Source organism: Streptomyces sp. NPDC047000 (genome assembly GCF_040644295.1).
Lineage (GTDB): Bacteria > Actinomycetota > Actinomycetes > Streptomycetales > Streptomycetaceae > Streptomyces.
The window spans coordinates 247,372-261,189 of sequence record NZ_JBEYWE010000007.1; the positions used below are offsets into that span (position 1 = coordinate 247,372).

Here is a 13,818-nt window from a genome sequence, read left to right on the forward strand (position 1 = left end):
ATGCCGGCGGCGCCACGCCGGTCGCGTCCGCGGCTGCTGGTGGTCGGGGAGTCCCAGCGGCACACCGGCTACGCACGGCACGCCGAGGGCCTGCTGGGCGCCCTGACGGACCGGTGGGACATCCACCAGTTCGAGGTCCGCGACGCCGGCCTGCGCATCGCGCGGCCCTGGCAGGTGCACCGCGGCCAGGTCGAGGGCGACGGCTACGGACTGGTCCAGGTCCCGCTGTTGGCCGACCGGCTGGCGCCGGACGCGCTGCTGTTCCTGCACGAAGCCGTTCTGCCCGGCCTGCACGCGGGGTGGCTGGCCGGCCGGGGGACCCGGCCGGCCGTGGCGGCGGTGCAGGTCGAGCGGACGGCGGACGCGCCGGAGATCGCGTCCTGGCTGGACGGCCTCGACCTGGCCGTCGTACCCCACGAACCGGCCCGCGCCGCGCTGGTCGCGGCCCGCGGGCCCGCACCGGCCGTGCGGGTGGTGCCGCACGGTCTGACGGCGGACGGCCCGGAGACGGACGGGACCGGTGCCACTGGACCGGGGCGGGACCGGGACCGGGCGACGGACCGGGCGACGGCCAGGGCCCGCCTCTGGCCCGGCCGTCCCGACCTCGCCTCGGCCTTCGTCGTGCTCAACGCCAACCGCAACACCGGCCGCAAGCGGATCGACCGTACGCTGGCCGGTTTCGCCGGGCTGGTGCGGGCCGGGCACGGACACGCCCGGCTGGTACTGCACATGGGGCGGCGGGACTTCGGGACCGACGTGATCGCCACCGCCCGGCGGCTCGGCGTGGCCGACCGGGTCGTCTGCACCGCCGCGGGCGACGACCACCCGGACACCGGCGAGGCCGCACTCCGGTGGCTCTACCGTGCCGCCGACGTCGGGGTCAACACCGCCGACGGGGAGAGCTGGGGCTTCGTCGCCTTCGAGCACGCCCGCACCGGAGCCGCGCAGATCGTGCCCGGGCACGACGGGCAGCGGGCGATCTGGGGCGACGCGGCCGTGCTGCTGCCCACCGGCGAGGACACCATGCCGGCCGCGCTCACCGCGGCCCTGGTCCGGCTGGCCACCGAACCGGGCACCCTGCGCGAGTACGGCCGCCGGGCCCGGGCCCGCGCGCTCGACCCCGCGCTGGCCCGGCCGGCCGTGGCCGCCGTCTGGGACCGGCTGCTCCGGGAGGCGATGACCCGGCGCGGCACGCCGTGCTGAACCAGAGGTGACCGATCGCGTCGGGCGCCCGTCACAGCAACCGGCACCGACTCCCGAAGACCTACGCGGAAGGAAGACACACCATGTCCAGGACACACACCGAACGCGCACACCACGAGCGCTGGCTCGAGATCGACGAATACTGGACGCCGGGGCGGATGGCGGCAGCCCTGCCGGAGGGCACGCGTACCGCGGCCCCGGAGTTCCCGGCACCGCAGACCGAGCTGCCCGGCGGATTCACCACGACCCTGGTGAAGGACCCGGCCTACAGCCCCTACTACCGGCGCGCGGGCGCCCTGTTCTACGTCCGTGAAGGCGTGGACCGCCGCGGCAGCGCATCGGCCATCACCCGCAACGGCATCCTCACCGCCGCCCACTGTCTGTACGGGATCAAGCCGCGAGAATACCTCACCAATGCGGCATACGTGCCGGGCTACCAGAACCTCCTGGCGCCCTTGGGCAAGTGGCCCCTGTTCGATGAGCCCGTGGTCCCCGATCAGTGGAAGGCACAGGTCAATCATGCCTGGGACTACGGATTCAGCAAGGTCGGCCTGGGCGGTACGAACGGCTACAGCGTGCTGGGCGATGTGACCGGGCATTTCGAACTCCTCGTCGACCGGCCCGGGATCCGTGAGTGGGACGTCCTCGCCTACCCGAGTGTCACCGTCCCCTCCTACGACTTCGACGGGCGCTGGATGTGGAGCTGCCGGGGCGACTTCACCCGCCAGCCCACCTTGAACACGATCGGGATGGACGGGAACCTGACCGCCGGGGCCAGCGGCGGCCCCTGGCTGGTCCCCGGACACCCTTACGCCAACGGTGTGGAGAGTTACAGCACCGACGAGTTCCCGGTCGAGGACTTCTCGCCCTACTTCGACAGCGACGTGCTGAGTCTCTATCAAAAAGCCTTCCGTTCCTGACGGCACCCTCCGGGCGCGGGTGGCCGACGTGGGTTCTCGGCGGGAGCCCGACGCGGCGACCGGCCAGGCCGGGGCGGTCCCGAAGGACCCGGACCGGGTACCCGGTCCGCCGCCGGATGAGTACGCGTGCTCAGGCCGGGCGGGTCCCCGCTCCCGATGATGGTGGGAAACCACGACCGCACAGCCCGGGAGACCCTATGCTCAGCCGCCTCGCCCACGTCCTGATACCGGCCGCCGGACGGCTGCGCGTGAGCACGGACAGCGGGACGGGCCTCGCACCGGGCAGCATCGTCGCCGCCAACCACACCTCGCTCGCCGACCCGGCGGTCGTCCTCGCGGCACTGCACCGCCTGGGCGCCGAACCGGTCGTCATGGCCGCCGCGGGCCTGTGGCGCGTCCCCCTGCTGGGCCGGGCCCTCGCCCGCGAGGGCCACATCCCGGTGCACCGGGGAGACCGGCGCGCCGCCCGCTGCCTCGACCTCGCCGCGGACGCGCTGGAACGGGGCCGGCTGGTCCTGATCTACGGCGAAGGGGGCCTCCCGTCGCGCACGGACGCCGCGGACTTCGCGCCCGGCGCCTTCCGCAGCGGCCTGGCACGCCTCGCCGGGCGCACGGGCGCCCCCGTCGTGCCCGTCGGCCAGGCGGGAGCCCGCCGGATCAGTTCCGGGAACGCCGCCAAACAGTTCGTCGGGGCGGCGACCGCACCGCTGCGCCGCCCGCCCCTGCATGTCCATGTGGGGGCGCCGGTCCTCCTCGACGGCGATCTGGCCGTGCGCACGGCACAGGCACACCTCGCGGTGACGGCCGCCTGGCGCACCGCGGCCGCCCGGCTGGACGAGCGCACCGGGACGGTCCGGCCGCCGCGCTGACGGGGTCCCGGACGAGCCGGTCGTCGGCGCGGTCCGGCGGACGGCCGGTCCGGCCGCCCCCGGACGCCCCCGGACGCCCGCTATATTAGGTAGACCTACCTACCTAATGAGGCGAGGGTGACAGGTGAGAGCGACATGACCGGGCCGGAGACCGGCAGACGGCGGCCGGCGCGTGAGCGGCTGCTGGCCGCGGCGGCCCGCCGCTTCTACGCCGACGGGGTGACGGCGACCGGTATCGACACGATCACCGCCGAGGCGGGCGTGGCGAAGATGAGCCTCTACAACAACTTCTCCTCGAAGGCCGACCTGGTCAGGGCCTACCTGGACGCCCGGCACGAGGAATGGCTCGGCCTGTACCGGGCCCGGCTGGAGCACGCCGACGGGCCGCGCGAGGGGGTGCTGGCGGTGTTCGACGCCTACGCCGACCACGCGGAGTCCGCGTACGCGCACGGGTTCCGCGGCTGCGGACTGCTCAACGCCGCCGCCGAACTCCCGGCCGGGGACGACGGGCGGGCCGTGGTGCGCGCCCACAAGGAGGAGGTCGAACGGCTGATCGGCGGCCATCTGCGCGAGCTGCTGCCCGGCCGCCCCGGTGCGGCGCACACGGCGGCCGAGCACCTCGCCTTCCTCCTGGAGGGCGCGATGGCCCGCGCCGGCCTGGAGGGCGACGGGGAACGCCTCCGGCACGCCCGGTCGATGGCCGCGGCCCTCCTGGACCGGCTGTGAACGGCCCCGGCCGCGGACGCCCCGCGCGGACGGGCGCGCTCTGCGTGCTGGCCGCCTCGGTGCTCTGGGGGACGACGGGGACGGCCGCCACCTTCGCGCCCGACGCGGGCCCCCTCGCGATCGGCGCCGCCGCCATGGGACTGGGCGGACTGCTCCAGGCCCTCGCCGCCGCCCCGCGGCTCGCCCGGTACACGGGCCGGCTGCGCGAGCGGCGCGGCACGGTGCTGCTCGGCGCCGGCTCCGTGGCCGTGTACCCCCTGGCGTTCTACAGCTCCATGCACCTGGCCGGTGTCGCCGTCGGCACGGTGGTGTCGATCGGCACCGCCCCTCTCCTCTCGGCGGTGATCGAGCGCGTGGCGGACGGCCGCCGCCTCACCCGCCGCTGGCTGCTCGCGGCCTCCCTGGGCCTGCTCGGCGCGGTCCTGCTGTGCGTCGCGGAAGCCGCCCGCGCCCCGGGCCACGCGGGGCGGCACTCCGTGGCCGGCACCCTGTCCGGCGTCGGCCTGGGACTCGTCGCAGCCGCGACGTACGCCCTCTACTCCTGGGCCGCGCACCGGCTGATCACCCGGGGGATCCCCTCCCGCGCGGCGATGGGAGCCGTCTTCGGGCTCGGCGGACTGCTCCTCCTGCCCGTCCTGGCATGCACCGGTGCCCCGCTCGTCGCGTCCTGGCCCGACGCGGCCGTCGGCGCCTACATGGCGTCGGTGCCCATGTTCACCGGCTACGTCCTGTTCGGCTGGGGACTCGCGCACGTACCGGCCAGCACGGCCACCACGCTGTCCCTGCTCGAACCCGCCGTCGCGGCCGTCCTCGCGGTCCTGGTCGTCGGTGAACGGCTGCCCGCCGCCGGCTGGGCCGGCATCGCGCTCGTCATCGCCTGTCTCACCGTCCTGACCGCCCCGGGGGCCGGCGGTCCTCCCTCACCGGGCGAACTTCGCGACGGCCGCGGGCGTGACGGGCGTGAAGAAGTTGACGAGGTTGCCGTCGGGGTCGCGGAACAGGAGTGAGCGGTTGCCCCAGGGCATCGTGGTGGGCCCGTTGACGAAGTCCGCCACGATGCCGGTCAGGTTCCCGTGCACCAGGTCCACGTCGTCGACGAGGAACTCGATGACGGCACTGCGGTTCGCGGCCGGACGGGCGGCGCCGGGCGCGAACAGCGGGACCGTACGGGTGCTGCCGATCGCGAGGGTGCCCGAGGCGGTCCGGAGCTCGGCGAAGTCCTCGCCGGCCCGGACGGCGGGTATCCCGGTGGCCCGCTCGTAGAAGCCGGCGAGGCGGGCGACGTCGTCCGTGATGATCCGGACAGAGACAAGGTTCACGGGTTTCTCCTGGTCGTTCGGTGCTCTGCCGTGGACGCTACGACGGATACCGGGCGGAACCCGCCCGGTATCCGCGGCAGACTTCAGGCATGTCCCGTCCCCTCGCCCGCGTGCTGACCCTGCTGGAGCTCCTGCAGTCCGGCGGTACCCGGACCGCGGCCGAACTCGCCGGCCGGCTGGGCGTCGACGAACGCACCGTGCGGCACTACGTCGGCCACCTCCTCGATCTCGACGTGCCCGTCGAGTCGCTGCGCGGCCGCCACGGCGGTTACCGGCTCGCCCCCGGCTTCCGCCTGCCCCCGCTCATGCTGAGCGACGACGAGGCACTCGCCGTGCTCCTCGGCCTGGTCGCGGGCCGCCGGGCAGGCCTGGCCACGGCCACGGGGACCGCGGGCGAGACGGCGGCGGCCAAGATCCGGCGGGTCCTGCCCGAGCGGCTGCGCCGCAGACTCGACGCGGTGCTCGCCTCCCTCGCCCTCACCGCCCCGCCCGGCGAATCCTTCCCGCCGGAGTCCGGCGTCCTGCTTCCGGTCGCCGACGCGGTGAACCACCACCGGCCGGTCTCGATCCGGTACGCCGCCGCCGACGGCCGCCGCAGCGAACGCACACTGCACCCCTACGGACTCGTCGCCCACGGGGGCAAGTGGTACGTGACGGCCCGGGACCTCACGAAGGGCGGCCAGGACCGGACGTTCCGCCTGGACCGCGTCACCGACGTACGGACCCTGCCGGGCTCCTTCGAACCCCCCGCCGGACCCGATCCGGCGCAGCGTCTCCTGACAGGGCTCGCCACCGTCCCGTACCGGCACGAGGTGACCCTGCGGATCCGGGGCACCGCCGCGCAGATCCACGCCCGGCTCCCCGCCGGCCTCGCGGTCGTGCGGGAACCGCCCTCCCCGGGCGGTGCGGACGAGGCGACCGGGCACTGGTCCCTGGTCGACCTGCGCGTGGAACGGCTCGACTGGCTGCCCGCCGTGCTCGCCTCGATGGACCTGCCCTTCGTCATCGAACGCCCGGACGAGCTCCGCGGTCTCGTCGTGGCGTTCGCCGAGCGGCTCACCCACTCCGCCCGGCGCGGCCCGACCGGCGCATGACGGACCCCGGCCCCCGGCGGTGGCCCGCAGTGACGTCTGCGGCGACAGCGGCCGACGGCTGTGCCGGCTGACCGCCTCCCTACCGGTCGGGCCGTGACTCCAGGCACATCAGCGTCTGCTGCCCCGTGGCGATGAGTGTCCTCTTCCCGTCCTGCGCGCTGAAGACCTGGAGCCGGCACACCGTCAGTGTCCGGCCGGACTTCAGCACGGTCCCCACCGCCTCGATGTGGTCGCCCGCGGCGGGCGCCAGGAGGTTGATCTTGTACTCCACCGTCAGGACGGTGGAGTCCTCGGGAAAGAGCGTGAAGGCCGCGTAGCCGCCCGCGCTGTCGGCGACGGCACTGGTGGCGCCCGCGTGGATGTAACCGTGCTGCTGGGTGACCTCCGCCCGCTTGTGCAGCGTGATGTGCACCCGGCCGGGAGCGATGTGGGTGATGCGGGCCCCGAGGTGGCGCATGAGGCCCTGCCGGTCGAAGCTCTCCTGGATCCGTTTCCGTACCGCCGGATCGGCCTGCTCCTGTGACGTCCGGTCGTCCACCGCTCTCCTCGTGCCTTACGCGTCGACGGTCGTGGTCCTCGGCCCGGGAGGGTCCGCGCCGTTCACCACCGGCGGTACACGGGACCGGGTGAACGGCGGCCCGCCGGGCCGTACGTCTCCGGACCCGGTGCCTCGGCCGGGCAGTCTGCCAAGCGGACGAGAGATCCGGCAAGGGGCGGCAGACGCGATCGCGCCAGCCGTGAGCCGCGGCATCCGTCCCGCGGCTCACCACTCGTGCCGGCACCGCCCTCTGCCGGGACCGCTGCCACCGGGCCTGCGGCGGGGCGCCCGCCAGCGCGCCTCGGGGCCGAGGGGCGCAGAGGCGTGATCTTCGGCGCGCGTCACCGCCGGTGACCGGCCGTTGCCGTGACCACGGCCGGTCACCTGTTCGGCGGTGTCCTCCGGGGGCGCGGTCGGCGCCGGGGGGAACAGCAGGTTCTCGAACACGTCCAGGGCCAGGACGAAGAGCAGGAGGACGACCGGCACGAGCAGAGCCACCACGATCACGATGCCTCCCGGTGAAGCAGTGATCACTGAAGCCGCACGACGGCAACAGGTCCGTGTCCAGAGTGGGCCGACCGGGTGGCCCCCGCACCTGCGACGGGGCTGCGGCTGGGCCGTTCGGGTGGTGGCGCCCGCGGGTTCCGTGCACACCGGCCCGGTACCCGGAGCCCCGCGGCGCGCCGGAACAGGGGCCGGCGTCCGCCGCCCGCCCGTGCCTGACGACGCCCCCCCGCGGCCCGCGCTCGTGCCCGCCTGCCGAGCCTCGCCCCTCGTGCCCGCCTGCCGTGCCCCGTCCGCTCGGGTCCCGCCTGCCGACCCCGTCCGGTCTGCCGTCGCCCGCGGCGGAGCCGGTCAGTCGGTGAAGATCTCCGGGTGGGCCCGCAGGGCACGGCGGGTCCGGCCGATGTGGGTCTCCAGGACGCGCTGGGCCATCTCGCAGTCGCCGTCCTCGATCGAGGCGATCAGCAGCCGGTGCTCGCTGTTGATCACCCAGCGCCGGTCGTGGTGGGCCAGCCGGCTGTAGGCGCGCCGGTAGTGCTGGGTGGTGTCCCACAACCGGGCGATGATGGTGGCCAGTTCACGGGCGTTGTGGTGCCGGTAGGACAGCCAGTGGAACTCCCGGTCCAGCCGCAGGAAGTCCTCGACCTCCTCGCTCCGCTCGATACGGTCCTGCAGGCCCCTCAGGTCGTTCACGTCGTCCGCCGTGATCTTTCCCATGCTCTCGGCCAGCAGCAGCGGTTCCAGCCGCTCGCGCATGGTGTAGCTCAGCTCGCAGTCGTGCTGGTCGAGCGAGGAGACCCAGGCCCCGCGGTTGGAGCGCAGGGTCACCAGGCCGCCGGACTCCAGCATGCGCAGCGCCTCGCGCACCGGGAGCCGGCTGGCGTTCAGTTCCTCGGCCAGGTCGTCCTGCCGGATACGGGTACCGGGTCTCAGCTCGCCGTCCAGGATCCGCGCGCGGATGATCTCCGCGATGCGCCGGCTGGCGGTCATCTCCGGCCCGCTGGCTGCGGATCCCATCACTCACCTCTGTCGGATCGACGCGGTCAGTCCTCGCCGGTCCGCCGTCCGGCCCGGTCGAAGGCTTTGCCGCCCGGGTAGGAGACTAGCTCGAACTGCATCCCCCACGGGGAGCGGAAGTAGACCCAGCGCTGGCCCTCGCTCGGCCCCCGGCTGGCGGTCGGGTCGCCCATCACCGTGACGCCCAGCGCGCGCAGATGGGCGACGGCGGCGTCCAGGTCCGTGACGTAGAGGGCCACGTGGTGGCCGCCGACGTCGCTGTTGCGGGGCGGCACGGTGCGTCGGCCGGCCGCCTCGTAGGCGAAGACCTCGAAGACGGCCCGTCCCGCGAGGGAGAAGAAGTGCAGCCGTCGCATCACGGTGTCGTCGTCGACGCCGAGGTGCTCGCTCATCCAGTGGTCGTCGTGCTGGAAGGGCCCCAGCGAGTAGAGGTACTCGCACCCCAGCACGTCCACGAAGAACGCCCGCGCCTCCTCCAGGTCGGGCACCGTCACCCCGAAGTGGTCCACCCCGGTGACGCCGGGGATCGGTCCGGTCGGTTTCTTCATCGCCCCTCCTTGTAATGGATCCATTCGGAACCTACGATGGCGAAGCTTTCCCGTCAATTCCTGCGTTTATGGCATCGGCTCGTCGGGATCATGGTTCGAATGGATCCATTGAACGGCTGTTGCTCGGAGGTACACCATGCCGTCGCGGAAGAAACTCACCGCCGCATCCCCCTGGATCCACCTCACGACCCGCCCCGCGGACTGGGACGCGGCCGACCCCGACACGGTGCGCGACATGCTGATGCGGACCCTGTGGATCCGGGTCTTCGAGGAGTACGCCCTCGAACTCGCCTCAGCGGGCCTGACCCACGGCCCGGTCCACTCGAGCATCGGCCAGGAGGGCGGCGCGGTCGGCTCCGCCCTCCCGCTGACCGGCGCCGACATGATCAACGGCTCGCACCGGGGCCACCACCAGTTCCTGGCCAAGGCGTTCGGCCACGTGATGACACCGGCTCCCGGCCGACTGCCCGAACTCACCGCGGACGTCCGGACCGTACTGAGCCGGACCCTCTCCGAGATCTGCGGACTGGCCGACGGCTACTGCCGGGGCCGAGGCGGCTCGATGCACCTGCGGTGGGCCGAAGCGGGCGCCATGGGCACCAACGCCATCGTCGGCGGCGGCGTACCCCAGGCCCTGGGCTACGCCTTCAACCAGCTGCGCTCCGGCACCGACGCCGTCTCCGTGACCTACTTCGGCGACGGCGCGGTCAACATCGGATCCGTCCTGGAGTCCTTCAACCTGGCCGCCGCCTGGCGGCTGCCGGTCTGCTTCTTCATCGAGAACAACCTCTACGCCGTCTCCACCCACGTCGACCGGGTCACCCGCGAGCCGAGACTGTCCGCCCGCGGCCCCGGCTTCGGCATACCGAGCTGGCGGGTGGACGGCATGGACCCGCTGGCCGTCCGGCTCACGACGGAGGAGGCCGTGGCCCATATGCGGGCCGGCCACGGCCCCACGATCATCGAGGCCGAGGTGTACCGCTACTTCCACCAGAACGGCGCCTACCCCGGCAGCGCCTTCGGCTACCGCAGCAAGGACGAGGAGGAGAGCTGGCGCGCGCGTGACCCGCTGCGGCTGCTCAAGGAGCAGGCGCTGCGGCGCGAGCTGATCACGGCCGAGGAGTACGAGGCCCGGCACACCGAGATCACCGCCTGCCTGCGCTCCGTCGGGGACGAACTGCTGGAGCAGATCCCCGGCGACAAGCCCGGCCGCCGCCGCTTCCGGGCCGACAAGTGGCCCGACCCCGGATTCGTCGACGTCGGCATCCTCGGCGACCTGAGCGAACTCGACGGCAGCCGCTACGAGGAGGAGACGGCCTTCGGCGGCGAGCTCGCCGAACGGCGCTTCATCGACGTCGTCGGCGAGGTCATGGCCCGCCGCATGGAGACCGACGCGTCGGTGGTCCTGCTGGGCGAGGACGTCGACGGCCTCAAGGGCGGCACCAACGGCGCCACCCGCAAGCCCCTGGAGATGTTCCCCGACCGGGTCCTGGGCACCCCCATCAGCGAGAACGCCTTCGCCGGCATGGCCGGCGGCATGGCACTGGACGGACGGTTCCGCCCGGTCGTGGAGTTCATGTACGCCGACTTCATGTGGGTCGCGGCCGACCAGCTCTTCAACCAGATCGCCAAGGCCCGGCACATGTTCGGCGGCGACAGCCCGGTACCCCTGGTACTGCGCAGCAAGCTCGCCGCCGGCACCGGATACGGCTCCCAGCACTCCATGGACCCCGCCGGAGTGCTCACCACCGCGCCCGGCCTGCGCGTGGCCGCCCCCTCCACCCCCTTCGACTACGTGGGCCTGATGAACACCGCCCTCGCCTGCGACGACCCGGTCGTGGTCCTGGAACACGTCGACCTGTACCCCACCAAGGGACCGGGCCCGGTCGACGACCTGGACTACCGCATCCCCATCGGCAGCGCGGCGCTGCGCCGCGAGGGCGGCGACCTGACGATCATCTCCTACCTGTCCATGGTGCGGCACTGCCTCGAAGCCCTGGACCAGGTCCCCGGCGTCGACGCCGACCTCGTCGACCTGCGCTGGCTGGACCGGGCGAGCCTCGACTGGCAGACGATCGAGACGAGCGTGAAGAAGACCAACCGGGTCCTCGTCGTCGAACAGGGCGCCCGCGGCACGTCCTACGGCGGCTGGCTGGCCGACGAGATCCAGCGGCGCCTGTTCGACTGGCTCGACGCCCCCGTCGAGCGGGTCACCGGTTCCGTCGCCTCACCGAGCATCAGCAAGGTCCTGGAGCGGGCCGCGATCGCCCGGACCGAGGAAGTCGCCGCCGCCCTGCGCGCGTTCGCCTCGTCCTGACACCCCGGGCCGACAGCCCACAGCCAAGGAGCCATCATGGCAGTACTCCTGAACATGCCCGAGGTCGCGGCCGGTGCCACCGAGGCCGTCCTGTCCGAATGGCTGGTGCCGCAGGGCGCCCGCATCGTCGCCGGCAAACCCCTCGTGGTCGTCGAGACCGACAAGGCGATCGTCGAGGTGGAGGCCGACACCGACGCCGTCCTGCTGCGGCGGCTCGTCGAGGACGGGGCGACGGTCGAGGTCGGCGCGCCGATCGCGCTCATCGGCGAGGAGGCGGAACGGGACGCCGACCCCGACCGGCTGCTCGCCGCCCTCGGCGCCCCCGCCGCGGACGGCCCGGACGCGCCCGGCGGACCCGAGGGCCCGGACGGTCCGGCGCCCACGGCACCGGAACCGCCCGAACCACCGCTCGGACACAGGGTGTTCGCCTCACCCCTCGCCCGGCGGCTGCTCGCCGAGGCCGGCCTGAGCACCGACGGCCTCACCGGCAGCGGCCCGAACGGCCGCATCGTGCGCGCGGACGCCGAGGCGGCCGTCGCACGGGCCCGCGGATCCGCCGTCCCGCAGGCCGCTCCCGCGGCCGCCCCGGCCACCCCTGCTCCCGCGCCCGCCCCGGCCCCGGCCCCCGCCTCCACCGCGACCGCCCCCGGCCGCGAGCACGAACTCGTCCCGCACAGCAGGCTGCGCCGGGCCGTCGCCGAACGGCTGACCGCGAGCAAGCGCGACATCCCGCACTTCTATCTGCGCCGCACGGCCCGGATCGACGAACTGAACGCGCTGCGCACCCGGCTCAACGCGGTCTCCCCGCAGAAGATCTCCCTCAACGACCTCGTCCTGCGCGCGGTCGCGGGGGCCCATGCCCAGGTACCCGACGCCAACGTGATCTGGACCGAGGACGGCCTCGCCCGTTTCGCCTCCGTCGACGTGTCGGTGGCCATCGCCTCCCGGCGCGGGCTGGTCACCCCGGTCCTGCGCGATGTACAGCGCACCTCGCCGGCCGCCATCGCGGCACAGGTCAGGGAGTACGTCCGGCTGGCCGACGAAGGACGGCTGCCGCAGCGGGACCTCGAAGGCGGCTCCGTCACCGTCACCAACCTGGGCATGTACGGCGTCGAGGAGTTCTCGGCGATCATCAACCCTCCCCAGTCGGCGATCCTCGCGGTCGGCGCCGCCCGCCCGCAGCCGGTGGTGGACGACGGCACCGTCGGGATCGCCACCGTGATGGCGCTCACCCTCTCCGTGGACCACCGGGCCATCGACGGGGCGCTCGCCGCGCAGTGGATGGACGTCCTCGTCTCCCATCTCCAAGAGCCCCTGCGGCTCCTCGCCTGACCGCGTCACCACGAAGGAGTCCATCCGTGACGGACCACTACGACGTCGTCGTCCTCGGCGCCGGGCCGGGCGGCTACGTCGCCGCGATCCGGGCCGCCCAACTCGGCAAGCGGGTCGCCGTCGTCGAGGAGAAGTACTGGGGCGGCGTCTGCCTGAACGTCGGCTGCATCCCCTCCAAGGCCCTGCTGCGCAACGCGGAGCTGCTCACCCTCCTCACCCGCGACCGCGAGAAGTTCGGCTTCGGCGGCGAGACGACCGCGGACTTCGGCGCCGCCTTCGACCGCAGCCGGGACGTCGCCGAGGGCCGCGTCAAGGGAGTCCACTTCCTGATGCGGAAGAACGGCGTCACCGAACACCACGGCCGCGGCCGTTTCACCTCCCCGCACACCCTGCGGGTCACCACGCCGTCCGGTGAGTCCACCGACCTCACCTTCGACGACGCGGTCATCGCCACCGGAGCCCGCCCGCGCATGCTGCCCGGCACCGAACGCTCGGCCAACGTCGTCACCTACGAGGAGCAGATCCTCAGCCGCGAACTGCCGCGCTCCGTCGCCGTCATCGGCGCCGGCGCCATCGGCATGGAGTTCGCGTACGTGCTGCGGGCCTACGGTGTGCAGGTGACGGTCCTGGAGCACCAGGACCGGGCGCTGCCCGGCGAGGACTTGGAGGTCTCCCAGGAGATCGGCCGCGCCTACCGCGCCCTCGGCATCCCGATCGTCACCTCGGCGAGCGTGACGTCGGTGACCGACCTGGGCCGGGATGCCGAAGTGCTCTACACCGACGCCGCCGGACGGTCCCACCGGCTCGCGGCCGACCGGGTGCTGGTCAGTGTCGGCTTCGCACCCGACGTCGACGGATGGGGCCGGGAACACACCGGCATCGCCCTCACCGACCGCGGCGCGATCGCCGTGGACGAACGGATGCGCACCAGCGTCCCGCACCTGTACGCCATCGGGGACGTCACCATGAAGCTCCAGCTCGCCCATGTGGCGGAGGCCCAGGGGATGGTGGCCGCCGAGACCATCGCGGGCGCGGAGACGGTGGAGCTGGGCGACTACCGGATGATGCCGCGGGCCGTCTTCTGCCAGCCCCAGGTCGCCGGCTTCGGCCTCACCGAGGAGCAGGCCCGCGCGGAGGGGCACGACGTCGTCGTGTCGAAGTTCCCCTTCGCCGCCAACGGCAAGGCCCACGGTCTCGGCGACGCCACCGGGTTCGTCAAGCTCGTGGCGGACCGCACCCACGGCGAACTGCTCGGCGGCCACCTGATCGGCCCGGACGTCTCCGAGCTGCTGCCCGAACTGACCCTGGCCCAGAAGTGGGAACTCACCGCCCGGGAACTGGCACGCAACGTGCACATCCACCCGACGCTCTCCGAAGCCCTCCAGGAGGCCTTCCACGGGCTGCTCGGCCACCCGATCAACGCCTGACGCC

14 protein-coding genes are annotated in these 13,818 nt (G+C 73.4%); 9 read left to right on the forward strand and 5 right to left on the reverse strand.

The window, feature by feature from the left end; all coding sequences use genetic code 11:
* The 5 genes from ABZ862_RS14695 (at window position 1) to ABZ862_RS14715 (ending at window position 4,725) form a co-directional block, all read left to right on the forward strand.
* Window positions 1-1,203 (forward strand): glycosyltransferase, encoded by a 1,203-nt coding sequence (locus tag ABZ862_RS14695; protein WP_360957150.1) that lies wholly within the window; start codon window positions 1-3, stop codon window positions 1,201-1,203.
* Window positions 1,204-1,286: 83 nt separating this feature from the next.
* Window positions 1,287-2,123: a hypothetical protein gene (locus ABZ862_RS14700; protein ID WP_360957152.1), complete on the forward strand. Its 837-nt coding sequence runs from the start codon at window positions 1,287-1,289 to the stop codon at window positions 2,121-2,123.
* Between the two features lie 197 nt (window positions 2,124-2,320).
* Complete coding sequence (locus ABZ862_RS14705) at window positions 2,321-2,992, forward strand: lysophospholipid acyltransferase family protein (protein WP_360957155.1); 672 nt, start codon at window positions 2,321-2,323, stop codon at window positions 2,990-2,992.
* 135 nt (window positions 2,993-3,127) lie between these two features.
* Window positions 3,128-3,718: a TetR/AcrR family transcriptional regulator gene (locus ABZ862_RS14710; RefSeq protein ID WP_360957373.1), complete on the forward strand. Its 591-nt coding sequence runs from the start codon at window positions 3,128-3,130 to the stop codon at window positions 3,716-3,718.
* A complete protein-coding gene (locus ABZ862_RS14715) occupies window positions 3,715-4,725 on the forward strand; it encodes a DMT family transporter (protein WP_360957158.1) in 1,011 nt (336 codons plus the stop codon). The genes ABZ862_RS14710 and ABZ862_RS14715 overlap by 4 nt, the downstream gene beginning before the upstream one ends.
* Here the strand turns inward: ABZ862_RS14715 and ABZ862_RS14720 are convergent.
* The gene (locus tag ABZ862_RS14720; protein ID WP_360957161.1) at window positions 4,639-5,037 is read right to left on the reverse strand and encodes a VOC family protein; all 399 of its coding nucleotides are present in this window, start codon (window positions 5,035-5,037) and stop codon (window positions 4,639-4,641) included. The genes ABZ862_RS14715 and ABZ862_RS14720 overlap by 87 nt on opposite strands.
* An 89-nt stretch (window positions 5,038-5,126) precedes the next feature.
* On the opposite strand from ABZ862_RS14720, the gene ABZ862_RS14725 reads away from it, so the two are divergent.
* Window positions 5,127-6,131, forward strand: coding sequence for a YafY family protein (locus ABZ862_RS14725; protein ID WP_360957164.1), 1,005 nt, complete (start codon window positions 5,127-5,129; stop codon window positions 6,129-6,131).
* A gap of 79 nt (window positions 6,132-6,210) precedes the next feature.
* Here the strand turns inward: ABZ862_RS14725 and ABZ862_RS14730 are convergent, their stop codons facing one another.
* The 4 genes from ABZ862_RS14730 to ABZ862_RS14745 all read right to left on the reverse strand — a co-directional run bounded on the left by ABZ862_RS14730 (window position 6,211) and on the right by ABZ862_RS14745 (window position 8,738).
* Window positions 6,211-6,669, reverse strand: a complete 459-nt coding sequence (locus tag ABZ862_RS14730) for a PaaI family thioesterase (protein ID WP_360957166.1) — start codon at window positions 6,667-6,669, stop codon at window positions 6,211-6,213.
* 225 nt (window positions 6,670-6,894) lie between these two features.
* A complete protein-coding gene (locus ABZ862_RS14735) occupies window positions 6,895-7,176 on the reverse strand; it encodes a hypothetical protein (RefSeq protein WP_360957169.1) in 282 nt (93 codons plus the stop codon).
* Window positions 7,177-7,524: 348 nt separating this feature from the next.
* Window positions 7,525-8,190: a GntR family transcriptional regulator gene (locus ABZ862_RS14740; RefSeq protein ID WP_360957172.1), complete on the reverse strand. Its 666-nt coding sequence runs from the start codon at window positions 8,188-8,190 to the stop codon at window positions 7,525-7,527.
* A 26-nt stretch (window positions 8,191-8,216) separates the two neighbouring features.
* Window positions 8,217-8,738, reverse strand: coding sequence for a VOC family protein (locus ABZ862_RS14745; RefSeq protein WP_360957175.1), 522 nt, complete (start codon window positions 8,736-8,738; stop codon window positions 8,217-8,219).
* Between the two features lie 136 nt (window positions 8,739-8,874).
* Here ABZ862_RS14745 and ABZ862_RS14750 point away from each other — a divergent pair, with 136 nt between their 5' ends.
* Genes ABZ862_RS14750 through lpdA form a run of 3 tightly spaced genes read left to right on the forward strand, consistent with a single transcriptional unit; the run spans window position 8,875 to window position 13,814 of the window.
* Window positions 8,875-11,055, forward strand: a complete 2,181-nt coding sequence (locus tag ABZ862_RS14750) for a thiamine pyrophosphate-dependent enzyme (RefSeq protein ID WP_360957178.1) — start codon at window positions 8,875-8,877, stop codon at window positions 11,053-11,055.
* Between the two features lie 36 nt (window positions 11,056-11,091).
* Entirely contained in the window at window positions 11,092-12,387 is a 1,296-nt protein-coding gene (locus tag ABZ862_RS14755; protein WP_360957181.1) for a dihydrolipoamide acetyltransferase family protein, read from the forward strand.
* Window positions 12,388-12,413: 26 nt separating this feature from the next.
* Entirely contained in the window at window positions 12,414-13,814 is a 1,401-nt protein-coding gene (gene lpdA / locus ABZ862_RS14760) for a dihydrolipoyl dehydrogenase (protein ID WP_360957184.1), read from the forward strand.
* Window positions 13,815-13,818 lie beyond the last annotated feature (4 nt).